Here is a 25,377-nt window from a genome sequence, read left to right on the forward strand (position 1 = left end):
GGGCGCGATGACGACGGCGTACCTGCGCAGTTCGGTCGTCGGCATCGGGGAAGCGGTCGAAGCGGGGCGCACCGACCGGCTGCCCCCGGACATGGCGGCCATGGCGGCCATGGTGGCCGGCGCGGACCCGGCCTCCCCGGACCACGGCAGCGACGACGACGGCGCGGCGCCGGCCGGCCTGCTCGATGCCTTCCTGCACCGCCGGGCCATCCGCGCGCCGCGTTACGCGGCGCTGTTCGCGACCACGCGCGCCACCCTCGGACCCCGGCGCGACCTGCGGCTCCCCGACCGGTCCGAGCTCACCTTCTCGGGGAGGTTCGCGGACGGTGTCCTCCAGGCCCTCACGGACGCCGCCCTCGCACGGGCCAGGCCCGACGCGCTCCGGTTGCGGCGCAACCCCACGGTCCGCAGGACGGGTTCCCGCTACGAGTTCCGCACCTGGCGGGGAAACACACTCGCCCTGTCCACAGTGAATGCCACGGCGGCGATCGAAGCCGTACTCGAGGCATGCGGCGCCCACGGGACGGAGCGCGTCAAGGCCGCCGCGGCCCTGGAGGCTCTGTCCCCGTCCACTCCGCCCGAGCGTCTTGACGCCTTCCTCGGGCAGCTCATCGACGCCGGGCTGCTCCTGATGGACGTTCCGCTCCCCGACCACGACGGTCTGGACCGGGCGTGCGCGGCATGCGAGGCGGCGGGTGAGGAGGCAGCGGCGCGGGCCCTGCGTCGCTTGGCGACCGCGGCGGGCGAGGAGCGTCCGTTCGGCCGACTCCCGGCCGAGGAGCTCACCGGGCTGTGGCGGGAGCACGGCGCTCCGCTGGACCGATTGCTGGAAACCGACCCCGGAAGCCAGGACCGGCTGCGCCCTCGTATCGCCCCGGGCCCCGGAACCCTGATGGTGGAACGTTCGACGCAGGCGGCGCTGCGCCGGGCGCTGGCCCGGGTGACGCGGCTGTCCGGCGAGTCTCCCAGGCAGGAGGCACTCACCGCCGCCTTCACAGCCCGGCACGGTGACGCCGCGGTCCCCCTGACCGAGTTGCCGGACCTCGAGGACGAGGTCCGCGGGTCGGCCTGGCGGTCGGACCGGTCGACCGGCCCCGGCGACAGGACGGCCGCGCGGGCCCTGGCCCACTGGGCGCGTTCGGGAGAGCCGTACGACCTTGCCGACGAGGACGACGAAGGGCTGGGCCCCTCGGAGGCCGACGGTCCGGCGCACTGGATCCGTGCCGCGCTCCTCGACCGGTTCGAGGACCGCTATGACGCTGTTCTGCTCGCCGGGTACCAGTACCTTCCGGCCGCGCTGGAAGGCGACTTCGAGGTGGCGCGTGCACACGCGGTGGACCCGCCGGCCATCGACGACCTTCTGGTGTCGTACGACCGGGAGGCGGGCCTTCTGCTGTGGGACGAGCGGACCGGGGCGGCGGTGCCCCCGCCCGCGGAGGAGGCCGCCGCGGGCGGGCGAGACGGCCGAATGCTCACCGCCCTGGTGCGGCCGTTCCTGGACCGCGAGCCGGTTGACTGGACCTGGGGCGAGCTCGGCGGCGAACTGCCCCATCTGCCCAGGGTGGTGGCCGGCCGGGTGATCGTCGCTCCTGAGCGGTGGCGGCTGGACGCGGCCGGGGTCCAGCAGGTCGTCGCGGCGCCGGATGCCGCGGCCGCACTGCGGTCCGCCCTGCCGGGTCTGCGAGGGCGCCGCTGGCTGGCCGTGACGGGGCGAGGCCGGACCCTTCCGTTGGACGTGTGGTCGGCGGGCGCGGTTGAACTGGCCTTGCGGCTCCTCGGGGACGGTCATGGCATCCGGTGCGAGGAACTGCCGCAGTTCGAGGCGCCCGCCGTCAACGGACGGGTGGTGGAACTGCTGCTGCCTCCGACGACGCGCACCGAAGCAGCGGTGGTCGTACCCCGGCGCCGGCCGGACGACCCCCGGCCGGGTCTCCGCTACGACATACGTTGCCGCGCCACCGCGGCCGACGAGGTACCGGTCCTGGCCGGGGCGCGGATGGAGGAGCTGGCGAGCGCCGGTGACGTCGCCCACTGGTCGTACACCTGGGACGGCCCCGACCTGCGGATCGAGTGCCGGGTCGCCACGGTGGACGCGCGGCCGGGTGTCGTCGCGGCCCTGGACGGGCTGGGATCGGACCTGGTGGCCAGTGGTCGTGCCGTCGGCACGACGCTGCTGCGGGGCACCCCGCGTGCCTGGTGGCAGGGTGCGTCGCCGGTACCGGGACCGGCCGAGGAGATCGAGCGGGCCGACAGCCGGGAGACCGCGACCTTCCTCGCGACGCGTCCCGGGGACGAGGAGAGGATCCGGTGGTACTCCGCGACCCTGCTCGGCTGGCTGCCGTTCCTCGCCGAAGGGACCGCCGAGCAGATCGCCATCCTGTCGGCGACCGCCGCGGACGTCAACGACGGGGCAGAGGCGCTCCACGTCCTCACGGAGCCGCCGCCCGCTTCCGGCCCGCCGAGGACCTCCGGCCCGCTGGTGTCCTCGCTGACCCGGTTCGCCCGCGAGTGGAATGCCGCCGGAGACAGCGGCCTCGCCCGGCGGGCACACGCCGCCCTGCTGAGCGCCCACTGCGCCCGCGTCTTCCCGACGGCGCCCGCGGCACACCGACGGGCCGGCTGCGAGGCGGCCATCCACGCACTGCGCGACCGGCCCGCCGCGGCCGAGACGGGCACCGGACCGGGAGACGACGACAAGGACGGGGAGCGGGACGGTGTCTGACGCACATGGACTGAAGCAGACCTATCGCTCGCTCCTGACCGACCCGGCCCGCGCCGCGCGTCTCCTCGCCGCGGCCGGTCCGCCCCATCCGGCGGAACTCCGAGAGCTCACGCCGGACGGCGCGGAGGCTTCCCACCACGACCACGACCACGCGCACGCCGATGCGGAACCCCTCGCCGGATCGGCCGGGTTGATCGCGAGCTGCCTCGCCGACCCCGGCACGGTGGGTTCCGCCGGGCCGACCCCGCTCGCGGCGGACCGCTCGCGGCCGTATCCCGCGATTCCGCCAGGAGCGGCCCGGCTGCGGCACCAGTCCGCGGTCCGGTACCGCGGTGTCGAGCTGAAAGCGGTGAAGAACTACTTCCAGGGGACGCAGCGCAGCGTCCCTCCGGAGGAGACACTGCGGCGCATCAGGCCGCTGTTCCCCGACGCGGGCATCACCCGCCTCGTCGACATCACCGGGCTGGACACCGTCGGCATCCCGGTGACCCTGGCCATCCGCCCCAACGGACGGACGCTCAGCAACAGCGCGGGCAAGGGCACCACTCTGGGGGCGGCCCTGGTGTCCGCCGCGATGGAATCCCTGGAACTGCACCACGCCGAGGAGTGGGCTCCGGTCTCCGTCCGCCGGACGTACGAGCAGATCAGCGCGGAACACCCGGTGCCCGATCCGGTGGATCTGCCGCTCTCCCGGGCGGCGCCGTTCCCCCGCGACTGGAACTACCTGTGGACGTGGGGGTGGGATCTGCTGCGGCAGGAGGAGGTCGCGATTCCGGTGTCCATGGTGCACATGGGCAACCGGACGAGCCGCATCCACGACCTCCATTCCTTCCAGGTCACCTCCAGCGGACTGGCCTCCGGCAACAACATGGCCGAAGCCGTTCACGCCGCGCTCCTGGAGACCATCGAACGGGACGCCGCAACCTGTCGGCAGGAGCGCTGGGACGTGCAACTCCTGCCACCGCCGGTGCTCGACGGCGACGCCGTCGAATCCGCCGCGGTACGCGAGCTGACGGACCGGTTGCGGAAGGCGAACGTGGGGGTCCTGATCTTCGACTGCACGGTGGACACCCGCGTGCCCGTCTACATGGCCGACATCTTCGACCACGAGCGCCTGGTCGACGGCGTGTACCGGGGATACGGAGCCCATCTCGACCCCGAGATCGCGCTCACCCGGGCGCTCACCGAAGCCGTCCAGGCCCGGACGGTGCACATCGCGGGGTCGCGGGACGACATCTTCCGCAACCGCGACCTCCGTACGCGCGCGCACGCCGACATGGAGTACGAGCGCATCCGGGCGATGGCCGACGGTCCGCCGCCGGTCGTGGCTCACCCTCCCGGACCGGCTCGGGCCACCGCCACGTTCGAGGGGGACATCTGTCTCATGCTGGATCGGCTTCAAGCCGTGGGAATCGAGCGCGTGATCATCGTCGATCTCAGCCGCCCCGGCTCGCCCATCTCCGTGGTGAAGGCCGTTGTCCCGGGACTCGAGGGGTACCGCATGGAGAACTACGCGCCCGGCAGGCGCGCCCGCCGGTTCGCCCGGGCGGTTGTGGACGGTGGGGCGATATGACCGTGGTGGTCTTCCTGGGCCCTTCGCTGCCGCTTGAAGAGGCCCAGGCGCTGCTGCCGGAAGCGGTCTTCCTGCCGCCGGCCCGGCAGGCGGATGTCGCGACGGCCCTCACCCTCCATGACCCGGACGTGATCGCGCTTGTCGACGGTGAGTTCCACCAGGCCCGTTCGGTCTGGCACAAGGAGATCCTTGTCGCGCTGGAGCGCGGCACCAGGGTGTACGGCTCGTCGAGCATGGGAGCGCTGCGCGCCGCCGAACTGGCCCCCTTCGGGATGCTCGGCAGAGGCGAGGTGTTCACGCTGTACGCCTCGGGCGAGCTTCTGGACGACGACGAGGTCGCGCTGACGTACGCGTACGAGGACGGGCTGTACCACAGACTGTCGGAACCCATGGTCAACATCAGGGCGACCGTGCGCGCGGCGCTGACGGACCAGGTGATCACCAAGCGGACCGCACGCACGACCCTGGAGATCGCCAAGGGATTCCACTACCGCGAGCGGTCCAGGCCCCGCGTGATCAAGGCCCTGCGCGAGCGGGGCGTGGAACAGGCCGGCCGACTCGACTCGTACTGGCTGGAGCGGCCCGTTGACGTCAAGGCAGCCGACGCGCGCGCCGTGCTGGCGGAGATCGCGGGCTCGCCACAGGCCGGCGCCCGGTCGCGGGACGCCCACCCGCTGGCCGTCGCGCCCACCGCGGGGCTCGACACGTTGTACAACCGTGAACGCGAGGTCACGTTCGACGGGCTGCGCATCGCACTGTCGGACATCGCGGACCACGTCCAACTGCACCACCCCAGGGCCGGCCGTTTGACCGGCGAGGCGATGAACAGGGCCGCGGCCCTCGCCCTGGCCGAGTTGCTGCGACTGAGCCCGTCGGAGAGGGAGACGGACGAGGAGGTCGCCCGATGGCGGGTCCGCCACGGCTGTGAGGACGACACCCTGTTCGAGAGCTGGCTCCGCCGCAACCACGTCACAGCCGACGAGTTCCGGACGCTGGCCCGGAAGGCCGCGCAGTGCCGTGCGCTGCACCGCTGGCTGTTGTACGCACACCACACGGAGCGGAATGCCAACTTCGTCCTGGACCAGCTCCGTTGGAGCGACGAGTTCGAGGACTGGGGCAGTTCCGCGGCCGTGGGGGCCGAGGCGGCCCGGCAGTCGGGCGTCGACGAGGCAGCCGTCGCGGCGACGCTCAGTCCGGTTCAACTGCGCGAGGAGCACGAGGCGTGGGCGGGGCAGGCCGGCGAGGGCGGCTTCGAGGAATGGGCCGAGGAGGCCGGCTTCCACTCCACGCGGGAGCTGACCCTCGCGCTGGCACGCGCCAGGAGCATGAGGATCGGCATGATCCGGGCCATCCGGCGCGCTTCCGCGGAGGCGGAGGAGGTGTGATCCCGCGTTGCGGGACGGGGATGCCTTCCACTATCTTCTACTAAGACATTAGTGGTTTAGGGGAAGTCGTGCTGGAGTTGCATCTCGACCGGCGATCCGGTCTGCCCACCTACCTCCAGCTGACCCAGCAGATCGAACAGGCACTGAGGCTGGGGATGCTGGTTCCCGGCGATCAGCTGCCGACTGCCAGGGAGGTCGTGAGCCGGCTCGCGATCAACCCGAACACCGTGCACAAGGCTTACCGCGAGCTGGAACGGGCGGGCCTGGTCGAAGCCCGCCCCGGCAAGGGGACCTTCGTGCTGAGGGGGCTCGGAAACTCCCCTGCGGACGTCAGCCCGGCGTTGCGGGCCGATCTGGATCGGTGGATGGACGACGCCATCGCCAGCGGATTGCTGGCTGATGACCTCCGTGCGCTGTTCGACACCGCGCTGCGGGCGAAGGTGGGCCTAGTGGAAGGAATGACGTGACAGACGCACTGGCAGCAGAGGGACTGGGGAAGCGCTACAAGCGCGGATGGGCCTTACGGGACGTATCGTTCACCGTTCCCGCCGGCTGCATCGTCGGCCTGGTAGGACCCAACGGTGCCGGTAAGAGCACGCTGCTTCACCTCGCGGCCGGTCTGCTCTCCCCGAGCACCGGAAGCATCCGGGTCCTGGGCACCGAACCGGCCGAACGCCAGGAGGGGCTTGCGCGCGTGGCCTTCCTCGGGCAGGACAAGCCGCTCTACTCGGGGTTCACCGTCGAGGAAGTGCTGCGCCTTGGGGAACGGCTCAACCCCGTCTGGGACGACAGCCTGGCGAGGGAACGGCTCAACGCCCTGGAGATTCCCCTCAACGCCCGCATCAAGCAGCTCTCGGGCGGCCAGCGGACCCAGGTCGCGCTCGGCGTGGCCCTCGGCAAGCGGGCCGACCTCCTTCTGCTGGACGAGCCGATGGCGGACCTCGACCCGCTGGCCCGGCACCAGGTGATGGAGTTCTTGATGGTGGCGGTCGCCGAGGCCGGGATGACCGTCGTCATGTCCTCACACGTGCTCGCCGAGCTGGAGGACGTCTGCGACCACCTGCTGCTGATGGCCGGTGGCTCCGTCCGGCTCAGCGGTGGGATCGAGAGCATCCTGGCCTCGCACGCCGTCCTGACCGGCCCGCTTGATTCCGCGGCGGGACTGGCCGGCCAGACCCACGAGGTCATCCGCACCTCCATGAGCGAACGCGGCGCCTCCTCCCTGGTCCGTCTGTCGTCCGCGGTCGACGGCACGGGACTGTCGGTACGCACACCACGGCTCGAGGAACTGGTCCTCGGCTACATGCGGCTCGACGACGGAAACGGGAGTGCCGGCACGCAGGCCCGCAGCAAGGAGGACGTTCGATGACCTGGCTGGCCTGGCGCATTCAGCGACCCGTCGCCCTCGCTCTGATCGTTCTGCTGGCGTTCTACGCCGGAATGGCGGCGCTGGAACAGGGCACGTATCCGAGCATGTCCGGTGTGACCATCGGTCTGTCACAGTACTTCTCCCTCTTCCTCGGCCTCTTCGTCGGAGCACCCGCGGTGGCCCGGGAGTACGAAATGGGCACCCACCGGCTGGTGTGGACGCAGACCATCACGCGACGCCACTGGTTCGCGACCCGAGCCGCCATGGCGGCGGGCCTCACGGTGGCCGGGGTCGCGCTGCTGAGCGTGGTCCTGGCGTGGGCGACCCGACGGCCCGAGGGCTGGAGCCGCATGACCGTGGATCCGATGAGCTCCGAATACTTCGACTCCCACGGTGTGACGCCCTACGCCGTCGCGTTCTTCCTGGTCGCCCTGGGCTTCACCACGGGCGCGCTGCTGCAGCGGACCCTGCCCACCATGGGGGTGGTCCTGGTCACCTGGGTCGCTGTTACCGCAGGCGGGCCGGCCCTTCGGGACCAGATCCAGGAAACCGGGGTCATCGACGGCTACTGGCCTTGGCAGTTCGCCTACGGCGGCGCGCTGTTCGTCCTGGCGGCGGCGCTAACAGCGGTGGGACTGCAACGCGTCATCCGTCGCTGAACAGCCCGCCACGACATCCGGGAGCCGGCCCCTCAGAATGGCCTGGTACGTCTCCTTGAGCTCGTTTCCCGGATCGATCCCCCAGTGTGTGCTGAGCGCGATCCGGCCCTCGTGGTACAAGTCGAGGGCCTCTGCCTGGCGGGCGCAGAGGAAGAGAGCCGCCATCAGAAGGGAGCGCATCCGCTCACGGCCGGGGTGCTCGGCGACCGCGTCGGTGAGTCCGGCGATCACCTCGTCGCCATGGCCGAGGGACAGTCCGACCGATGCCCAGTTCTCCAAGGTGGCAAGCCGTGCCGTGACCAGTGCCGGCGCTTCGGCCTCGGCCAGCCAGGGCGTGGTGTTCCCCAGGACCGGCCCCGTCCACTGCTCCAGCGCCGTGCCGAAGGCGCCGTACGCGCCCGGGTGGTCTCCTACGGCGAGCAGGCGTGCACCGAGCTCAGTGTGTTCCACGAAGGCGTCGTGGTCCAGGACCGCGGAGACCGTCTTCAGCTGGTACGCGTGATGCAAGCGGGTGATCTTCACGCCGCTCCCCAGGGAGTGCCGCAGCCGCGACGCGTAGGTGTAGAGCTGCGCGGACTGCGTTTTGGGGGGAGTCGAGCCCCAGAGCAGCTCACTGAGCCGCCGGTCTCTCACGGTCCGCCCGGGCGCGAGGAGCAGAGCGGCCAGGACGGTCCGGGGTTTGGCCCCGCCCAACTCGACTTCACGGGCGTCGAGTTCGGCTTCGACAGGTCCCAGTACGCGCAATGCGAGAGGGCCGGTCACCAGTTCTCCTCGTTCGGACAGGACTCCAGGCCGGCCAGCCGCAGCAGCAAGCCCTTGACTTCGGTGGCCGCGAGGGCGGTGCGTTTCAGACCGGGCTCGGAGCAGAGGAACACAGGGCCGTCCTCGGGAGACACCGGCAGCCTGCCGTGGCTGCCGCGCACCCGCGACGGGTCCAGGGAGACGACCTGCAAGGAGTACCGCAGGCCCAGCCTCTTGCGGGCCAGAGTCATGACCGCACGTGCTTTCACCAGCGGATCGCGATGGTCGAAGTGCAGTTCGGCGGGGTCGTACCCCGGCTTCCGGTGGATGTCGACGGCTCGGGCGAAGTCCGGCGCCCGGGAGTCGTCCAGCCAGTAGTAGTAGGTGAACCACGCGTCGGGGCGGGCCACCGCCACGAGTTCGCCCGCTCGCGGATGGTGAAGTCCCTGCTCCTTCTTCCCCTGGTCGTCCAGGACCGCGTCGACTCCGTCCAGCCCGGCCAGCAGATCACGCACCCGGCTCATGTCGGCCGGGCTCCGAACGTACACATGGGCGATCTGATGGTCCGCGACGGCGAACGCCCTCGAGGCCAAGGGGTCCAGGTACTCCATGCCGTCCTGGGTATGGACCTCCAAGAGGCCGGCGCGGCGCAGCGCCCGGTTGATGTCGACCGGACGGCCGACCGGAGTGATGCCGTATTCGCTGAGCACGACGACGGTGGCACCGCCCCGTTCGGCTTCGTCGAGCAGCGGTGTGAGCTCGCGGTCCAGCTCGCGCGCCGCCCGGACCGCCCGGGGCCCGAACGGGTCGTGGCGTTGCAGCGCGTAGTCGAGGTGCGGAACGTACACCAGTGTCAGATCGGGCTGGTGCCGGCGCAGCAGATGACGGGCGGCGCCGATGATCCATCGGGAGGACGCGATCCCGGCCTTCGGCCCCCAGTAGGAGAACAGCGGGAACGGTCCGCCGCCGCTGACGAGTTCGTCGTGGAGTTCCGGCGGTCGGGTGTAGCAGTCGGGTTCCTTGCGGCCGTCCGCGTAGTAGATGGGACGAGGGGTGACCGTCCAGTCCACGTCCGCGCCCATCGCGTACCACCAGCAGACGTTGGCCACGGTGTAGCCGGGCCGCTTCCTCCGGGCGGCGTCCCACAGTTTCTCGCCCGCGATCAGGCGGTTGCTCTGCCGCCACAGCAGGACCTCGCCCAGTTCACGAAAGTACCAGCCGTTGCCGACGGCGCCGTGGGCAGAGGGGGGAGTGCCGGTGAGGAAGGTGGACTGCATCGAGCAGGTCACCGCGGGCAGGACCGGATCGAGGCGGGCACCGAAGCCTTTGGCGCGCAGAGCGGAGAGCCGGGGCATCGAGGGCAGCAACCGGGGTGTCAGCCCCACGGCGTTCACCACGACGAGTCGATTCACGAGATGATCTCCTTCATGCCGAGTGAGAACAGGGCGTCGCGGGTCCACGCGAGTTCGGCGGCGATGCCGTCCAGCAGCTCGCTCCGGGTGGGAGTCTCCGGCAGTACGGACCACGTGTACGTCTCGATGTCGACGTGGTCCGTCAGCGCGGCCGGGCCGCCGAGCAGGGCGTCCAGGGTGGCCAGTAGTTCGCTCTGCGTGGAGCGGAGCGGCGGGGTGAGTGCGGTGTGCACGGGCACGTGGTAGTGGACGCGCCAGGGGCCGTCACCGGGCAGGGCGCCGGCCAGTGCGTCCGGTAGGTCGTCGGCGCGCAGGACGTGGTCCCCGCCCGCCCGCTCCCGGGCCTGGTGCAGGAAGCGCTCCTCGGCGAAACGCCCGAGGGCGACGCGGGCCGCTGGGGTGGTGGGGGAGTCGACGTGCAAGGCGCAGGACGCCTGCGCCTTGACTACGGGCACCCCGTGGGCCACCAGTGCGCCGCACACCTCGGCCGGATCTTCGAACTCGGTGGCCAGGTGGCAGGCGTCGAGGCAGAGCCCGATCAGGTCCGACGGCACGTGGTCCCACAGCGATATGGCCGCGGCGACGTTCCCCATCACGCAGCCGGGTTCGGGTTCCAAGCCGACCCGGATCGTGCGGCCGGTCTCGGCTCGGACAGCCGAGAGGCCGTCGGCAAGCAGGCCCAACTGCCGGTACGCGCGTGCGGCTCGATATGGCGACCACGGCGTACGCCAGGCGAGGGGCAGGCTGGAGATGCTGCCGCGTACCGCGTCGGAGGGGAGCAGGCGGGTGAGGATCCGGGCGCAGTCGAGGGTGTACGCCAGCCTTTCCCGTTCGGTCCAATCGGGGTGGTAGACGGCCTTCTTCACCGGTGCGCCCGTGTGGAAGCCGGCGTAGGGGAAGGCGTTGAGCGTGACCACTTCCAGGCCGCGTCGTTCGAGTTCGTCGCGGAGGAGAGGAAGCGCGCCCGGATCCTCCAGCAGCCGGGTGGCCACCGTGCGGGCGAGCCAGAGGCCGAGCCCGAGCCGTGGGGCGCCGAGCCGTTCCCTCACGGGTTCGGCGAAGTCGGCGAGTTGGGCCAGCACCCCGGCGAGGTCCTCGGCGGGGTGGACATTGGTGCAGTAGGACAGGTGGACGACGGTGCCGTCGGGGTGGCGCAGTCTCATGCGATCACTCCTGGCCACGCTTGATCGAGTTGTTCCCGGGGCCCGCGACGACGTCCGGCCGCGGTCGTTCCAGCTCGAGCCGTCCGCTCTGCCCGTAGAAGGAGACCGGGTTCTCCCAAAGCACCCTCCGTACGTCCGCGTCGCGGAAGCCGGAGCCGAGCATGGCCCGGCCTGTCTTCTGCGGCGTGAGGGGGTCGCTGTGCCCCCAGTCCGCCGCCGAGTTCACGAGCAACCGATCGGTGCCGTACCGGGTGAGCGACGCGACCGCGCGGTCCACGCTCATCTTGGTGTCCGGGTAGACGGACATCCCCATCCAGCAGCCGCTGTCGGCGACCAGGGGGAGGGTCGGCTCGTTGAGGTGGTCGACCAGAACCCGCTCGGGTGCGATGCCTGACTCCCGGATCACATCGAGGGTGCGTCGTGTTCCGGCCACCTTGTCCCGGTGCGGGGTGTGCACCAGAACGGGGAGGTCGTGGTGGAGCGCGTACTCCAGTTGGGCGGCGAATGCCTTGTCCTCCGCCGGTGTCATCGAGTCGTAGCCGACCTCGCCAACGGCCACGACCCTGTCCTTCACGAGGTACCGGGGCAGCACGTCGAGCACTCCCGCCAACCGCTCGTCGTTGGCCTCCTTGGGGTTCAGCGCGAGTGCGCAGTGGTGCTGGATGCCGAACTGCGCGGCCCGGTAGGGTTCCCAGCCCAGTAGGCTGTCGAAGTAGTCCTCGAAGGTGCCCACATGCGTACGGGGCTGCCCGACCCAGAACGCGGGCTCGACCACGACACGGACACCGGCCGCTGCCATGGCCGCGTAGTCGTCCGTGGTGCGCGACGTCATGTGGATGTGGGGGTCGAAGATGTCCATGGGGTCACTCCTTCTCGGCGATGGCCGACATGTCGAGGAAGGCTTCGACGTCCGGTGGGACGGGTCGTCCGGCGGCTCGGCGTTCGGCGGCGCAATCGCCGAGCATCCTGAGCAGTTCAGGGGCGTCGGGCCGGGGTGGCGGGGCCACGGCGGCGAGCGGGATGCCGAGGAACACGCACTTGAGGAGGGCGTGGTGGAAGGCCGGAGCGTCGAGGTGGCGCCGGGCGTAGTCGCCGAGGGCCGCGGTGACGAGTCGGGCGTCGTTGGTGCGCAGGGCGTCCTCGACGAGCGGCACGGCCCGCGCGCCGAGGGCGTGCGGGGCACCGAAGAAGCACAGGGAGCGAAGGACGCCGCGCCGCTCGGCGGCGTCTCCATACCGGTACAGCCGGATCAGCAGACCGGCGAGCTCATCGCCTCGGCAGGGCAACGCGGTCAACAGCAGGACGCGTACGGCGTCGTCGGTAGACCAGGCGGGGGCCGCCGGTCCGCCGGGCAGCGGTCCGCGCCCGCAGGCCCGGCCGGCGACGGCCAGCAACGTGTCCACGCGGTCAGGGTGGTCCGTGACCACTGCCGTGGCCTTGCTCAGCCAGGCGTGGGCAGCCGCGGGCAGTCGCGCGCGGAGCGCGTCGGCATGCGGATCGCGCGTCACCCGCGGACTCCCGGGACCGAGGGAACCGAGGACGCGGCCGCGGCCCTCGTCAGGAACTCGATGGACCGCCGGGCGGCTTCGGGTGCGTCGTGGCTGTGGCGCGGCAGTTCGACGCCGACCAGCCCTCGGTGGCCGACCTCGGCGAGGGCGGCGAGGACCGGCGGGAAGTCGATCTCTCCCGTGCCGAACTCCAGATGGGTGTGGTCGCCGCGTCTCATATCCTCGATCTGGACGTTGACCAGATGAGGGCCGGCCCTGCGGACACACTCGGCCACCGGCTGGGGTTCCAGACAGCGGCAGTGGCCGATGTCGAGGGTCAGACCGAACGCCTCCGGTTCGCCCAGGCGCCGGCGCAGGTCGTCGAAACGGTCGAGCGTGTCGACGAACATGCCGGGTTCGGGCTCGAAACCCAGCATGACGTCGTGCGCCGCGGCGTACGAGGTGAGTTCCTCACAGCCCGCGGTCAGGCGGTCCCATGCCTTCGCTTCGGACAGGCCCGGCGGCGCGTGACCGCTCCAGAAGGACACGACCCCGATACCGAGCTCGGCGGCGATGAGCACGGCGCGGCGCAGCAGGTCGACGCGGAGTTCGGCGCCTTCGTCGGACAGCAGGGTCGGGTGGTGTTTACGCCGGGGGTCGAGCAGATAGCGGCCGCCGGTCTCGATCACGGCGGTGAGGCCCAGGGCGTCCAGCCGGGCGGCGAGCCGGGTGAGTTGCCGGGGAAGGTCCGGAGCGAACGGGTCGAGGTGACGGTGGTCCAGGGTCAGTCCCACCCCTTGATAGCCGAGGTCGGCGAGGACGCGCAGGGCGTCCCCGAGTGAGTGATCGCCGAAGCCGTTGGTTCCATAACCAAATGTGAGTTCGAGTGCTGAGGAGTGGGTTGTCGAGGAAGACATGGAGAGGTGTGCTCCTGAATGCGCGTTCCCCGCAAAGTGGCGCTGCGGGACCCGACGGCTGGGTGGGAGGACGCTGTGTGGCAGGGTCCGGTCGCGGCACACTCGTTGATGAGGGCGACGTGCGCGGGACCGGGCTCGCTCAGGTAGGGGTGATTCTCCGGCCCAGCGAGCGGGCCAGCGGATGGGCGGCGGCGATCAGCAGGGCCAGGGCGGGGGAGCCGGAACGGGCGACCAGTCCGGCCTGGAGGGGCAGCAGGGCGTGGATTCCCGCGCCGACCGCCCGTTGGACCCGGCGGGCGGAGGGGGCGTGCGACGCGGCCGCCAACTGGGGCGCGAAGCTCGCCAGGTATGCGGCGGCCAGGAACGCGGAGGCGCCTCGGTCGAGGCGCCGCACGCCGGAGGACGGAGCGGCCACGGCCACGGCGACACCGGCCGATCCGCCGATGCCGAGAGCGGCCGCGGTGGCGACGCCCGGGCCGGGTGTGACCTCCTCCCTGCTCAGCCTGGTGATCAGGCCGGTGTGCAGTGCGACGATGCCTGCCGAGGGGAGGGCCGACCTGAGCGTCCCGCCCCCGGCGACCGTGCCGGACAGCACATCGATGCCGCGCGCGGCGCCCATGACGACCGGGCCCGCCGCGGTCGACTTGAACAACAGGTCGTACGACCAGATGGCGGTGGACAGGGCCACGGCGGAGACGAGTCCTCTGCGGCCGCCCGCGGCGACGCTCAGCCCGATGCCGGTGGCGGTCAGTCCGGTTGCCAGGGCGAAGGCGGCACCTGGACTCACCGTTCCCGAGGGAATGGGGCGTTCAGGCCGTTCCACGGCGTCGATCTCGCGGTCCGCCCAGTCGTTGAGCGCCATCCCGGCCCAGTACAGGCAGACGGAGGAGGCGACCCCAAGTGCCGCCCGGGGACGGAGCCGCGCCCCCGAGGACACTATCCCGGCAAGGATGTCGCCGGGAACCGTGAGCGCTGCCGGGGCGCGGACCAGCCGCATGGCCGCCCCCAGCCGGGCCCGCCCCGTCACCGGACACGGTCGCCGTCTCATATGGCCGCCCGTAATCCCTGTGCCCAGTCGACCAGTTCCGAGAACTGCCGCTCCAGGACGTGCTCACGGCCGTCGACCGGATCCTTGAAGAAGAAGCCCAGTTCGGTCATGGGGCCCGAGCGGCCCGCTCGGTGCGCGGCCGCCATCAGCCGTGTGAGGTCGAGTACGAGCGGCGCGGCGAGAGCGGAGTCGCAGCCCTGCCAGGTGAACTGGAGGGACATCCGGGCACCGAGAAACCCCTCGAAGGTGATGTGGTCCCAGGCGGTCTTCCACTCGCCCAGCGCGGGCACGTGGTGAATGTGGACGTCGCCGTCCACGGGATGGCCGAGCGTGCTCCGCACCACGAGGGCCTTGCTGGCCGCCTTGCTGTTCACCGGGCCGGGAGCTTCGAGCGTCGCGCCGTCACCACCACCGAGCAGGTTCGTCCCCGACCAGCTTCGCACGCGCAGCGCGCGTCGCGCGAACATCGGTGCCAGTACGGACTTCACCAGGGTCTCGCCGGTTTTGCCGTCGCTGCCGGTGAACGGGACGGCGCGTAACCGGGCCAGTTCTGCCAGGGCCGGCAGCCGGGCTCCCGTGGAAGGAGTGAAGTCCACGTAGGCACAGCCCGCTTCGAACGCCGCGTAGGCGTAGAGCGAACTGGCCGGCAGCAGCGCGCCGCCATCCGGTACGGAGGGCTCCCGCAGTGCCTTTTGTAGGGCGCTCAGCGACATGTGGGCGGGGTTCGGGTGTACCGGTGGTTCGGTTGACGAGAGGTTGACGACGACCACGGTGTCGATGTCGTTCCGCTCACGGAACTCGACGAGATCGGCGGTCAGGCCGCGGATCACGGCGGCCGTGTCACCGGACGTGCCGTCCGTGCCCGGACGGATGCGCGCGTTCGCCGCCTCCAGTTCGTCCGTGATCAGGGAGGGCAGACCGGCCGGCAGCACTCCATCGGCGACCAGTTGTTCGGCGCGCTTGAACAGGTCGGGTCCGGCGATGTCGTGTCCGCCGCACAGGAGTTCGCCCAGGTCCGGTAAGGGCACCCGGCCGAAGGGTTCAAGGGTGGTGACACAGCCGACGGGGGCGTGTGCGCCCCGGCGGACGGCGGCCAGCCCGGCGGTGACGGTGGTGGCCACGGACCCCCGAGCGCCGATCATCCACAGGCCAGTGTTCATGAGGTTCTCCTTCGTCTGGAGCGGAAAGCCCGGGGACGCCTGTCACGAACGGGCCGCAAGGACCTCCGTCGCGGTGGCGGCATCGCGAAGTGCTTCCCTGACGTCGTACGCGTGGATCCAGGAGACGTCCTCGACCATCCGTCCGAGCGCGGCGTCGGCCGGGCCGTCCTGCCCCGCGTCGACCGCCTGCGGCCCCGATGACAGCCGGAGGGTCCCGCTGCCGCGCGAGCCGATCTGAACGCTGCGGGTGTGCGGGCGGCGGATCTCCTCGTACCGGTGCAACGCCGCCGCCACGGCTGCCTTGTCGCGGGCGGAGCGGCCCGCGGCCGTCCTCTCGGCCGGCCCGGCCAGACAGTGAGCGAGTGCCACGGCGTCCTCGATGGCCTGACTGGCTCCCTGCCCGTGATGGGGGAGCATGGGGTGGGCGGCATCTCCCAGGAGGGTGGTCCGGCCGCTCGACCACCGTTCCAGCGGCTCGTGGTCGACCAGGGCCCAGAGTCCGACGTCGGTCACCGAGTCGAACATTCCCACGACGTCGGAGTTCCAGTCGGCGAACTTCTCCTTGAGTGTGCCGACGGTCGCGCGGATGCTCCAGGACGCGGGCCGTGGTACGGGATCGGGCACGACGGCGACGAACGCCACCTCCCGGCCGGACTTGACCGGGCAGCAGAGCAGCTTCACCTCGGGGCCGGGCCACACGAGCAGGCAGTCAACGGGCACGGTGGGCAGCGCATCCACGGGTACGGTCCCCCGGAACGCGCTGTTGCCGGAGTAGACGACATGGTCGCCGGAGGTCAGAGAGCGGCGCACCGTGGAGTTGACGCCGTCGGCGCCGATGACGACATCGGCGGTCGCCGTGCTCCCGTCCGCGAGGTGCAGCCGCACGCCGTCAGGTTCGTCGTCCAGGGCTGTGATCCGGCTGTCGAGGCGAAGGAGGGCGCCGTCGGCGCGTTCCGAAAGGACGCGGTGCAGGTCGGCACGGTGCACGGTGTAATAAGGGGCTCCGTATTCCTCTTCCCAGTCCTGCCCCATGGGACGACGTACGAGGGTCTCGCCGTTCTTCCAGTGCCTGACCTCCAGGGCCGGCGGGCGCACAGCGACCTCTTCCAGGGACTCCCTCAGTCCCCAGCTGTGAAGTAACCGGGAGCCGTTGGGGCCCAGGTGTAGTCCCGTTCCTGTTTCGCGGAACTCGTTTGCCTGCTCATAGACCGTCACCTGGCAGCCCACTCTGCTGAGCGAGATAGCCGCGGCCAATCCGCCTATCCCCGCCCCGACTATGGCGACACCCAGTGCATGCTGATCCATTCAGTTCCCCCGTGAACATGGTCGGGTGGTTCTGGTTACTGGTTTGGCATGGTGATCCGTCTCCGAAGCCCAGTCGGCATACGGACCGAGTGTGGCATTCGAGGGGTGGCGACAAAAGCGCCCAAGGCGTGAACGCTGCGCAGAAGGGCGAACGTGCTGTTCGGTACTTCCTGGAGAGCGTTCGGTCAACTCAGGGGCGAAGGAGCGCCGAGGCTTCCCCGTCGCCTCGATTGGCGAAAGAGTGGGAGGTCCAGTTTCAGGTGTGTGCGCCGCTTGCCGTATACCGAACGGATGGAGGATCAACGCGGCCTGTTGTTCCGTGGACGGGGTCACTAGCCCGGATTCAAAAGGGATGGTGAGAGATGCCATGGAAGTGGCTGAGTGAGTGTCAGCACTGCGGTCACTGTGTCCCTTTCTGTCGAACCCCGTGGGTGTGACGGTGGTGTCTGGTGTGATCATACATCCGGAAAGTTGAATTCCGGGGGCGGTTTTCAGCCCTCCCAGTGGGCTCGATTCCCCGGCGGCGTTTGGCCGTCCGGATTCCGATCCCGCGATCCGGTGCCCCGTCACGATGAGCTGTACTGAACTTCGCGGAGTCTCTGAAACCCGGGGTTGCGATCCCGGCGTAAATGATGCGCAATCGGTTTCGATTTATCGCGTGATATCCGGTCTGTGGGCGGCGGAATGAGAAGAGGCGCCTGCTGACCTGCGATGATGGGAGTTCCTGCGCTTCGATGAGGCACAGCGCAGCGCCCTATATTGGGAAGCAGTCCTACCGTCGGCCGGTCCCGCTTGCGGGGCCGCTGCCGAAACTGCACCCGTACCCAAGGCTGCGGCCGCCGAGGAGATAGTCGCTCACGCGTAAGTCCTCTCGCTGGGTGCCGGCCCCTGTGATGTTCTCGATGGGGCCTCGTCCGGATGTGATCAGTCGATGTCCGGATTATCGGCCTCGTCGAGGAGACGGGCTGCGAGGTCGTCGGCCCACTCCAATGCCCAAGCGCGGAGTGCGGCCGCGATGTCGGCCATGGGTGCCGGGTTCTCGGTGGCGACGTCGAGGTCCTGGCTGGGGCGGTTCACGAGGTGGTGCGCCCGCACGGCATACCCACCGGTGAGGACCAGGGGGTACGGGGAGCCGAGGGCGATCACATCTGCCGGAGCCGCGTGTGCTGCTCCGGCATGTCCGTCACGCGGATGCCTGGGTGCGGGCGGCGAGCTGGGGGAAGGCGTCTTCCCACACGGTGCGCACCGTGCGACCGACGAGGGTGCGCAGCACCGGCCACAGATGGAGGAGCAGGTCCTGGTTGAGGTAGCGGGGCAGGTCGTCGCGCAGGCCCTCGTGCAGGACGGTGCGGTACAGGCCCATGCGCTGGCGAGGCTTGCCCAGGTCGTACGAGGTCATCCCCGACCAGGCCATGTGCAGCGGTAGCTCCACGACCCCCTGGGTCGGGCCGTGCAACTCGTCCAGCGACTCCGGCAGACGGCACCGGAACTTCTCCCGGTACAGCGCGAGGTCCTCGACGTCCGTGCCAGAGAGGTCCATCGGCGCGGGGGCGGGGTGCTGTGGGCTGGAAGGCATGACTCCACTATGACGGCCGGGGGAGCGGCGCGGGCCATGATGTGCGAGCCGGTGTCTGGAGTGATCAGCGCGGTCCCGTGCCGGATGAGCACGGTTGTTGCAGTGTGTTCTGTCCCGAGCAGAGGCGTGGGCTGTCGGTCATGACGCTCTGGGCGCCCGCACGTGGGGAAGTGAGCCGGGAAAAGGTCCTGACCTGGCCCTTTTCCCGGACTCACTCCGGCTCACAAGATGACGCCTTCGGTCCCGACCAAAGGCCCCAGAAAAGTCCCAGAGGTGCCGCCGCGCCCCCTCCTGCCTCGCGTTCGCGCAGGTCAGAAGGGGGATGACGGCGTCTTTTCCGAGGGCCTTCAGATGTCCCGGAAGATCTCGATCTGCGCCCCCACCGAGTTGAGCCGCTCCGCCAGTTCCTCGTAACCGCGGTTGATGACGTACACATTCCGCAGGACCGACGTGCCCTCCGCCGCCATCATCGCCAGCAGTACGACGACCGCCGGGCGCAGGGCGGGCGGGCACATCATCTCGGCGGCGCGCCAGCGGGTGGGGCCCTCCACCAGGACGCGGTGGGGGTCGAGGAGTTGGAGCCGGCCTCCCAGGCGGTTGAGATCCGTGAGATAGATCGCTCTGTTGTCGTAGACCCAGTCGTGGATCAGGGTCTGGCCCTGGGCCACCGCCGCGATCGCCGCGAAGAACGGGACGTTGTCGATGTTCAGTCCGGGGAACGGCATCGGGTGGATCTTGTCGATCGGCGCTTCCAGCTTGGAGGGGCGTACCGTCAGATCGAGCAGCCGGGTGCGGCCGTTGTCCGCCGTGTACTCCGTGGAGCGGTCGTGGTCGAGCCCCATCTCCTCCAGGACCGCCAGTTCGATCTCCAGGAACTCGATCGGGACACGCCGGATGGTGAGTTCGGACTCGGTCACCACCGCCGCCGCCAGCAGGCTCATCGCCTCGACCGGGTCCTCGGAGGGGGAGTAGTCGACGTCCCTGTCGATCGTGGGGACGCCGTGCACGGTGAGGGTGGTGGTGCCGACGCCCTCGACCCGTACGCCCAGCGCCTCCAGGAAGAAGCACAGATCCTGCACCATGTAGTTGGAGGAGGCATTGCGGATGACGGTGACGCCGTCGTGCCGGGCGGCGGCCAGCAGCGCGTTCTCCGTCACGGTGTCGCCGCGCTCGGTCAGGACGATCGGGCGTTCCGGACCCGTCCGGCGCTCGACCCGCGCGTGGTAGAGCCCCTCCGTCGCGGTGATGCCGAGGCCGAAGCGGCGCAGCGCGATCATATGGGGCTCGATCGTGCGCGTACCGAGGTCGCAGCCGCCCGCGTACGGGAGCCGGAAGTTGTCCAGCCGGTGCAGCAGAGGCCCCAGGAACATGATGATCGACCGGGTCCGGCGCGCCGCCGTCGCGTCGATGGCGTCCATGTCCAGCCGGGCGGGCGGGACTATCTCCAGGTCCATGCCCTCGTTGATCCAGCGGGTACGGACTCCTATGGAGTTCAGGACCTCCAGCAACCGGTAGACCTCTTCGATGCGCGCCACACGGCGCAGCACGGTACGGCCCTTGTTGAGCAGTGAGCCGCACAGCAGTGCGACGCACGCGTTCTTGCTCGTCTTGACGTCGATGGTGCCGGAGAGGCGGCGTCCGCCGACCACGCGCAGATGCATCGGTCCGGCGTAGCCGAGGGAAACGATCTCACTGTCGAGCGCTTCTCCGATGCGTGCGATCATCTCAAGGCTGATGTTCTGGTTCCCGCGTTCGATGCGGTTCACAGCGCTCTGACTGGTGCCGAGTGCCTCGGCGAGTTGGCTCTGTGTCCAGCCACGATGCTGTCTGGCGTCACGGATGAGCCTGCCGATGCGTACGAGATAGTCGTCTGCCATGCGTCGGAGGTTATCTCGGATATGAGATGAAATGCGCGCCAGGTGTGGCGTTCGGGTGACGGCTACACGCCGGGCGGCCTGTGCTTCTGACGCTCCGTCGAGCACGGGGATCCGGCAATCGGGGGTCATCCGTCCGGGTGACGGCCGGACGGCCCGACGGCCTGACGCCGGCGGGCCCATGGGCCCGCCGCCTCGTACGGGCGGCGGAAGGCCGCGCGCTGTGCGGGTGCGCGGCTTTCCGTGTACGGCCAGCGCCGCGCCGTTCGAGGCGGCGTGCGAACCGGCCCACCCGTACGCGCGACAGCCGCGTCCCGTCCGGCGGTGGCGTCGGCGATGTCGGCGACGCCGGGGCGGAGGATCCCCGCCCGGCGTCCGCGCCGGGCCCTGCCCGTCCGGCCCCGCTCCCGGCGCGGCGAGGGCCGTGCGGACCGCCCGGCGCCCGATTTCGAGGCGCAGCACACAGCATCCCGGGCATGACCGAGCCGCACCGATGTACTAGAGTTATCTCGACATCGAGATAACTGTCCGGGCGTACCGCAGCCGCCGCCCTGGTAAGGGTCACCTAACTGAGCCCTACCTTAGCGGATCGAAGAGGGGCCATGGCGGGAGCATGGACATGGACGTAGTACGCGCACACTGATGAAGGAGACTGTCGTGTCGGCGAACAGCTTCGACGCCCGCAGCACGCTGCGCGTGGGTGACGAGTCGTACGAGATCTTCAGGCTGGACAAGGTCGAGGGCTCCGCGCGCCTTCCCTACAGCCTGAAGGTGCTGCTGGAGAACCTGCTCCGCACCGAGGACGGCGCGAACATCACCGCCGACCACATCCGGGCGCTCGGCGGCTGGGACTCCCAGGCGCAGCCCAGCCAGGAGATCCAGTTCACGCCGGCTCGCGTGATCATGCAGGACTTCACCGGTGTTCCCTGTGTCGTCGACCTCGCCACCATGCGTGAGGCCGTCAAGGAGCTGGGCGGCGATCCGGCGAAGATCAACCCGCTCGCCCCGGCCGAGCTGGTCATCGACCACTCCGTCATCGCCGACAAGTTCGGCACCAACGACTCCTTCGCCCAGAACGTCGAGCTGGAGTACGGACGGAACAGGGAGCGCTACCAGTTCCTGCGCTGGGGCCAGACCGCGTTCGACGAGTTCAAGGTCGTCCCGCCCGGCACCGGCATCGTCCACCAGGTCAACATCGAGCACCTGGCCCGTACCGTCATGGTCCGGAACGGTCAGGCGTACCCCGACACCCTGGTGGGCACCGACTCGCACACCACCATGGTCAACGGCCTCGGCGTGCTGGGCTGGGGCGTCGGCGGCATCGAGGCCGAGGCCGCGATGCTCGGCCAGCCGGTCTCGATGCTGATCCCGCGCGTCGTCGGCTTCAAGCTGACCGGTGAGCTGACCCCCGGCACCACCGCCACCGACCTGGTCCTCACGATCACCGAGATGCTGCGCAAGCACGGCGTCGTCGGCAAGTTCGTCGAGTTCTACGGCGAGGGCGTCGCCGCCACCTCGCTCGCCAACCGCGCCACCATCGGCAACATGTCGCCGGAGTTCGGCTCCACCGCCGCGATCTTCCCGATCGACGGCGAGACCCTGAACTACCTGAAGCTGACCGGCCGCAGCGAGCAGCAGGTCGCGCTCGTCGAGGCGTACGCCAAGGAGCAGGGCCTCTGGCTCGACCCGGCCGCCGAGCCCGACTTCTCCGAGAAGCTGGAACTGGACCTCGCCACGGTCGTCCCGTCCATCGCCGGCCCGAAGCGTCCGCAGGACCGTATCGTCCTCGCCAACGCGGCCCAGCAGTTCGCGCAGGACGTACGGAACTACGTGGACGACGACGAGGAGGCGGGCAAGGAGTCCTTCCCGGCCTCCGACGCCCCCGCCTCCGTCAACGGCGTGCCGTCCCGGCCGACCCTGGTGACCGCCCCCGACGGGTCCACGTACGAGATCGACCACGGCGCCGTCACGGTCGCCGCGATCACCTCCTGCACCAACACCTCCAACCCGTACGTCATGGTCGCCGCCGCGCTGGTCGCCAAGAAGGCGGTGGAGAAGGGCCTCAGCCGCAAGCCGTGGGTCAAGACCACCCTCGCGCCCGGCTCCAAGGTCGTCACCGACTACTTCGACAAGGCCGGGCTCACCCCCTACCTCGACAAGGTCGGCTTCAACCTCGTCGGCTACGGCTGCACCACCTGCATCGGCAACTCCGGCCCGCTGCCGGAGGAGGTCTCCAAGGCCGTCAACGAGCACGACCTCGCCGTCACCTCGGTGCTCTCCGGCAACCGCAACTTCGAGGGCCGGATCAACCCCGACGTCAAGATGAACTACCTGGCGTCCCCGCCGCTGGTCGTCGCCTACGCCATCGCGGGCTCCATGAAGGTCGACATCACGCGCGACGCGCTCGGCGTCGACACCGAGGGCAAGCCGGTCTACCTCCAGGACATCTGGCCCACCGAGGCCGAGGTCAACGACGTCGTCGCCAACTCCATCGGCGAGGACATGTTCAACAAGTCCTACCAGGACGTCTTCGCGGGCGACGCCCAGTGGCAGGCGCTGCCGATCCCGACCGGCAACACCTTCGAGTGGGACGCCGAGTCGACCTACGTCCGCAAGCCCCCGTACTTCGAGGGCATGCGGATGGAGACCACGCCGGTCCAGGACATCTCCGGCGCGCGCGTCCTCGCGAAGCTGGGCGACTCGGTCACCACCGACCACATTTCCCCGGCCGGCGCGATCAAGGCCGACACCCCGGCGGGCAAGTACCTCACGGAGCACGGCGTACAGCGCCGTGACTTCAACTCCTACGGATCCCGCCGCGGCAACCACGAGGTCATGATCCGGGGCACGTTCGCCAACATCCGGCTGCGCAACCAGATCGCGCCCGGCACGGAGGGCGGCTTCACCCGCGACTTCACGCAGGCGGACGCACCGGTCTCGTTCATCTACGACGCGTCCCGCAACTACATCGAGCAGGGCACCCCGCTGGTCATCCTCGCGGGCAAGGAGTACGGCTCCGGCTCGTCCCGCGACTGGGCCGCCAAGGGCACCGCGCTCCTCGGGGTCAAGGCCGTCATCGCCGAGTCCTACGAGCGCATCCACCGCTCCAACCTGATCGGCATGGGCGTCCTTCCGCTCCAGTTCCCGGAGGGCGCGTCCGCGGAGGCCCTCGGGCTGACCGGTGAGGAGACCTTCTCCATCTCCGGCGTGACCGAGCTGAACGACGGCACCACGCCGCGCACGGTCAAGGTCACCGCCGACACCGCCCCCGGCGAAGCCGGCAACGTGCGCCGTGAGTTCGACGCGGTCGTCCGCATCGACACCCCCGGCGAGGCGGACTACTACCGCAACGGCGGCATCATGCAGTACGTCCTTCGGCAAATTATCGGTTCTTGACCTGACGTGAACGAGCGCCCTGCCCCTGCATCTCGCGCGGAGGCAGGGCGCTCGCGTGCGACGGGGTGCAGGGTCGGGTGACACCTGACCTGGCTTGCTGAGAGGCGGCCTGGAAGGATGTTGCAGTGCCCGAGCCGTATCCGAAGGAGTTCCGCGAGGATGTCGTGCGGGTCGCGCGCAACCGCGAGCCCGGCGTCACGCTGGAACAAGTCGCCGGCGACTTCGGAGTCCACCCGATCAGGCGAGACGTCCGGTGAGCACGGTCTCGTCACGGCCCGCCATCGGCAGCGCGGCGCCCAGGAGCGGGTGCTCGACGGAGTTCAGCCCCAGACCGTCGGCGTCCACGGTGACGGCCGGTGTGTCGAGCCAGTAGCGGCGGTGCTGGAAGGCGTACGTGGGGAGCGGGACGCGCCGCGCCCTCGGCAGGACGGCCTTCCAGTCGGGCCGGGCACCCGCCAGGTGCAGCTGGGCGACGGCCCGGAGCACGGTCTCGGCCTCGGCGCGGCCCTTCCGCAGCGCGGACGTCACCAGCGCCTTATGGCCGTCGGCGTGGTGCGCCGCCCGGGCCGTACGGGCCCAGGGCAAGAGGACGCTGCTCCTGGAGGCCCGGGACCGGACCGGCGGACGGACCTGGACCGGCACGTTCGCCGGCGAACTGGTGGAGATGGACGGCGCTTGGGTCCACCCGGTGCACACCAGGGTCTGGCACGAGATCCAGAGCCACGGTATATCCCTCGTGGCCGACGACACCCCGCCCGACCGGCTGATCCTGCCGTCGGGCAGCGGCTACGCGGACTTCGACCCCGCGGTGGCCGGAACCCGGCTCGGAGAGCTGCTCACCGACTTCTTCGCCGGGTCGGAATCGTACTTCCCCCGCCCCCACGACCCGCTGCACCGGGTGGACCCGCTGGCCGAGCCCGACCGGCTGACGCTGCGCGACCGGCTCGACCAGCTGCGGTTCGCGCCCCGGGACGACGCCTGGCTCAACGGACACACCGCCACCGCCGGCGGCGCCAACACGCGTGGCGCCTACACGTCACTCGTCCGGCAGCTCGCCCTCTCCGGGGACCTGGGGACGTACAACGGACTCAACACCTACCGGCCCGTCACCGGCATGGGCGGCCTGATCAACGCGATGCTGGCCGACCAGCCGACCAGCCGACCAGCCGACCAGCCGACCAGCCGACCAGCCGATCACGCTCCAGCTGACGCCTGTCGAAGCGGATGGCCCGTCCCGTGCCGCACCCTTCAAACTGGTGGTGCCGAAGACCGACGGCCGGCCCCGACCCGCCGCTGCGGGCCTGAGAGACGCTGACCGAAAGCCGACGGAAAGCTCTCGCCGCAAAGGTCTATACCACTGCCGGTGTCGCGTCGGCGTCGGCCGTGTGGGCGTCCGCAGGTCCTTGGGGCGGCGAGCGTTCCAGGTCAGCCGGATCCCCCCGCTCGCCTTCCGAATGGTCGTTGATTTCAGCCATCTGAAAATCGCGCAAGGGGAGCCATTCGATGCGGAATTGAATGGTCCATTTGTGTGGTGAATGGCTTGAATTAAGTGGCGCTCGGAAGTTCCTGCACCGAATTGGGCTAGTAGTT

Annotated in this window: 21 protein-coding genes and 1 pseudogene; 9 read left to right on the forward strand and 13 right to left on the reverse strand. The window is 70.1% G+C overall.

The window, feature by feature from the left end:
- Positions 1–7 precede the first annotated feature (7 nt).
- From ACWEFL_RS33065 to ACWEFL_RS33090, 6 genes are all read left to right on the forward strand, one after another.
- On the forward strand, positions 8–2,722 hold the full coding sequence (locus tag ACWEFL_RS33065) for a lantibiotic dehydratase (RefSeq protein ID WP_451720001.1): 2,715 nt from the start codon (positions 8–10) through the stop codon (positions 2,720–2,722).
- Positions 2,715–4,295, forward strand: a complete 1,581-nt coding sequence (locus ACWEFL_RS33070; protein ID WP_451720005.1) for a YcaO-like family protein — start codon at positions 2,715–2,717, stop codon at positions 4,293–4,295. Before ACWEFL_RS33065 ends, ACWEFL_RS33070 begins: the two co-directional genes overlap by 8 nt.
- Positions 4,292–5,680 (forward strand): TfuA-like protein, encoded by a 1,389-nt coding sequence (locus ACWEFL_RS33075; RefSeq protein ID WP_451720007.1) that lies wholly within the window; start codon positions 4,292–4,294, stop codon positions 5,678–5,680. Before ACWEFL_RS33070 ends, ACWEFL_RS33075 begins: the two co-directional genes overlap by 4 nt.
- 68 nt (positions 5,681–5,748) lie before the next feature.
- Positions 5,749–6,147: a GntR family transcriptional regulator gene (locus tag ACWEFL_RS33080; protein WP_451720010.1), complete on the forward strand. Its 399-nt coding sequence runs from the start codon at positions 5,749–5,751 to the stop codon at positions 6,145–6,147.
- Entirely contained in the window at positions 6,144–7,049 is a 906-nt protein-coding gene (locus ACWEFL_RS33085) for an ABC transporter ATP-binding protein (RefSeq protein ID WP_451720012.1), read from the forward strand. Before ACWEFL_RS33080 ends, ACWEFL_RS33085 begins: the two co-directional genes overlap by 4 nt.
- Entirely contained in the window at positions 7,046–7,708 is a 663-nt protein-coding gene (locus ACWEFL_RS33090) for a hypothetical protein (RefSeq protein ID WP_451720015.1), read from the forward strand. The genes ACWEFL_RS33085 and ACWEFL_RS33090 overlap by 4 nt, the downstream gene beginning before the upstream one ends.
- On the opposite strand, the gene ACWEFL_RS33095 is transcribed toward ACWEFL_RS33090, so the two are convergent.
- From ACWEFL_RS33095 to ACWEFL_RS33150, 12 genes and pseudogenes are all read right to left on the reverse strand, one after another.
- Entirely contained in the window at positions 7,670–8,470 is an 801-nt protein-coding gene (locus ACWEFL_RS33095; protein ID WP_451720018.1) for an AfsR/SARP family transcriptional regulator, read from the reverse strand. The two genes, ACWEFL_RS33090 and ACWEFL_RS33095, sit on opposite strands and share 39 nt — an antisense overlap.
- Complete coding sequence (locus tag ACWEFL_RS33100) at positions 8,467–9,861, reverse strand: alkaline phosphatase family protein (RefSeq protein ID WP_451720021.1); 1,395 nt, start codon at positions 9,859–9,861, stop codon at positions 8,467–8,469. Before ACWEFL_RS33100 ends, ACWEFL_RS33095 begins: the two co-directional genes overlap by 4 nt.
- On the reverse strand, positions 9,858–11,024 hold the full coding sequence (gene eboE, locus ACWEFL_RS33105) for a metabolite traffic protein EboE (protein ID WP_451720024.1): 1,167 nt from the start codon (positions 11,022–11,024) through the stop codon (positions 9,858–9,860). Before eboE ends, ACWEFL_RS33100 begins: the two co-directional genes overlap by 4 nt.
- A gap of 4 nt (positions 11,025–11,028) precedes the next feature.
- Positions 11,029–11,883 (reverse strand): TatD family hydrolase, encoded by an 855-nt coding sequence (locus tag ACWEFL_RS33110; RefSeq protein ID WP_451720027.1) that lies wholly within the window; start codon positions 11,881–11,883, stop codon positions 11,029–11,031.
- 4 nt (positions 11,884–11,887) lie between these two features.
- Complete coding sequence (locus ACWEFL_RS33115) at positions 11,888–12,532, reverse strand: EboA domain-containing protein (RefSeq protein ID WP_451720029.1); 645 nt, start codon at positions 12,530–12,532, stop codon at positions 11,888–11,890.
- Complete coding sequence (locus tag ACWEFL_RS33120; protein ID WP_451720032.1) at positions 12,529–13,428, reverse strand: sugar phosphate isomerase/epimerase family protein; 900 nt, start codon at positions 13,426–13,428, stop codon at positions 12,529–12,531. The genes ACWEFL_RS33115 and ACWEFL_RS33120 overlap by 4 nt, the downstream gene beginning before the upstream one ends.
- Before the next feature lie 139 nt (positions 13,429–13,567).
- Positions 13,568–14,476: an SCO3242 family prenyltransferase gene (locus ACWEFL_RS33125; RefSeq protein ID WP_451720035.1), complete on the reverse strand. Its 909-nt coding sequence runs from the start codon at positions 14,474–14,476 to the stop codon at positions 13,568–13,570.
- A complete protein-coding gene (locus tag ACWEFL_RS33130) occupies positions 14,473–15,636 on the reverse strand; it encodes an inositol-3-phosphate synthase (protein WP_451720037.1) in 1,164 nt (387 codons plus the stop codon). The genes ACWEFL_RS33125 and ACWEFL_RS33130 overlap by 4 nt, the downstream gene beginning before the upstream one ends.
- Before the next feature lie 42 nt (positions 15,637–15,678).
- Positions 15,679–16,941: an FAD-dependent monooxygenase gene (locus ACWEFL_RS33135; RefSeq protein ID WP_451720040.1), complete on the reverse strand. Its 1,263-nt coding sequence runs from the start codon at positions 16,939–16,941 to the stop codon at positions 15,679–15,681.
- A gap of 996 nt (positions 16,942–17,937) precedes the next feature.
- Positions 17,938–18,119 (reverse strand): annotated as a pseudogene (locus ACWEFL_RS33140) (hypothetical protein); the annotation flags it as partial.
- A gap of 5 nt (positions 18,120–18,124) precedes the next feature.
- The gene (locus tag ACWEFL_RS33145) at positions 18,125–18,517 is read right to left on the reverse strand and encodes a hypothetical protein (RefSeq protein WP_451720042.1); all 393 of its coding nucleotides are present in this window, start codon (positions 18,515–18,517) and stop codon (positions 18,125–18,127) included.
- 347 nt (positions 18,518–18,864) lie between these two features.
- Positions 18,865–20,394, reverse strand: coding sequence for a helix-turn-helix domain-containing protein (locus ACWEFL_RS33150; protein WP_451720044.1), 1,530 nt, complete (start codon positions 20,392–20,394; stop codon positions 18,865–18,867).
- Positions 20,395–21,048: 654 nt separating this feature from the next.
- On the opposite strand from ACWEFL_RS33150, the gene acnA reads away from it, so the two are divergent.
- Together acnA and ACWEFL_RS33160 are read left to right on the forward strand one after the other, a co-directional pair.
- Positions 21,049–23,787, forward strand: coding sequence for an aconitate hydratase AcnA (gene acnA, locus ACWEFL_RS33155; protein WP_451720073.1), 2,739 nt, complete (start codon positions 21,049–21,051; stop codon positions 23,785–23,787).
- A gap of 125 nt (positions 23,788–23,912) precedes the next feature.
- Entirely contained in the window at positions 23,913–24,044 is a 132-nt protein-coding gene (locus ACWEFL_RS33160; protein WP_451720047.1) for a hypothetical protein, read from the forward strand.
- On the opposite strand, the gene ACWEFL_RS33165 is transcribed toward ACWEFL_RS33160, so the two are convergent.
- A complete protein-coding gene (locus tag ACWEFL_RS33165; RefSeq protein WP_451720078.1) occupies positions 24,025–24,372 on the reverse strand; it encodes a hypothetical protein in 348 nt (115 codons plus the stop codon). The two genes, ACWEFL_RS33160 and ACWEFL_RS33165, sit on opposite strands and share 20 nt — an antisense overlap.
- Positions 24,373–24,385: 13 nt before the next feature.
- Between ACWEFL_RS33165 and ACWEFL_RS33170 the strand changes: the two genes are divergently transcribed.
- On the forward strand, positions 24,386–25,102 hold the full coding sequence (locus tag ACWEFL_RS33170; protein ID WP_451720076.1) for an FAD-dependent oxidoreductase: 717 nt from the start codon (positions 24,386–24,388) through the stop codon (positions 25,100–25,102).
- Positions 25,103–25,377: the final 275 nt, after the last annotated feature.

The sequence above is a fragment of the Streptomyces sp. NPDC004838 genome (genome assembly GCF_053600955.1).

Bases quoted from the DNA above. Each gene is read 5' to 3' on its own strand.
- ACWEFL_RS33075 (WP_451720007.1), top strand. From the start codon at position 4,292: ATGACCGTGGTGGTCTTCCTGGGCCCTTCGCTGCCGCTTGAAGAGGCC.
- ACWEFL_RS33120 (WP_451720032.1), bottom strand. From the start codon at position 13,428: ATGTCTTCCTCGACAACCCACTCCTCAGCACTCGAACTCACATTTGGT.
- ACWEFL_RS33130 (WP_451720037.1), bottom strand. From the start codon at position 15,636: ATGAACACTGGCCTGTGGATGATCGGCGCTCGGGGGTCCGTGGCCACC.
- ACWEFL_RS33065 (WP_451720001.1), top strand. From the start codon at position 8: ATGACGACGGCGTACCTGCGCAGTTCGGTCGTCGGCATCGGGGAAGCG.
- eboE (WP_451720024.1), bottom strand. From the start codon at position 11,024: ATGAGACTGCGCCACCCCGACGGCACCGTCGTCCACCTGTCCTACTGC.
- ACWEFL_RS33145 (WP_451720042.1), bottom strand. From the start codon at position 18,517: ATGCCTTCCAGCCCACAGCACCCCGCCCCCGCGCCGATGGACCTCTCT.
- ACWEFL_RS33110 (WP_451720027.1), bottom strand. From the start codon at position 11,883: ATGGACATCTTCGACCCCCACATCCACATGACGTCGCGCACCACGGAC.
- ACWEFL_RS33125 (WP_451720035.1), bottom strand. From the start codon at position 14,476: ATGAGACGGCGACCGTGTCCGGTGACGGGGCGGGCCCGGCTGGGGGCG.
- ACWEFL_RS33135 (WP_451720040.1), bottom strand. From the start codon at position 16,941: ATGGATCAGCATGCACTGGGTGTCGCCATAGTCGGGGCGGGGATAGGC.
- ACWEFL_RS33090 (WP_451720015.1), top strand. From the start codon at position 7,046: ATGACCTGGCTGGCCTGGCGCATTCAGCGACCCGTCGCCCTCGCTCTG.
- ACWEFL_RS33150 (WP_451720044.1), bottom strand. From the start codon at position 20,394: ATGGCAGACGACTATCTCGTACGCATCGGCAGGCTCATCCGTGACGCC.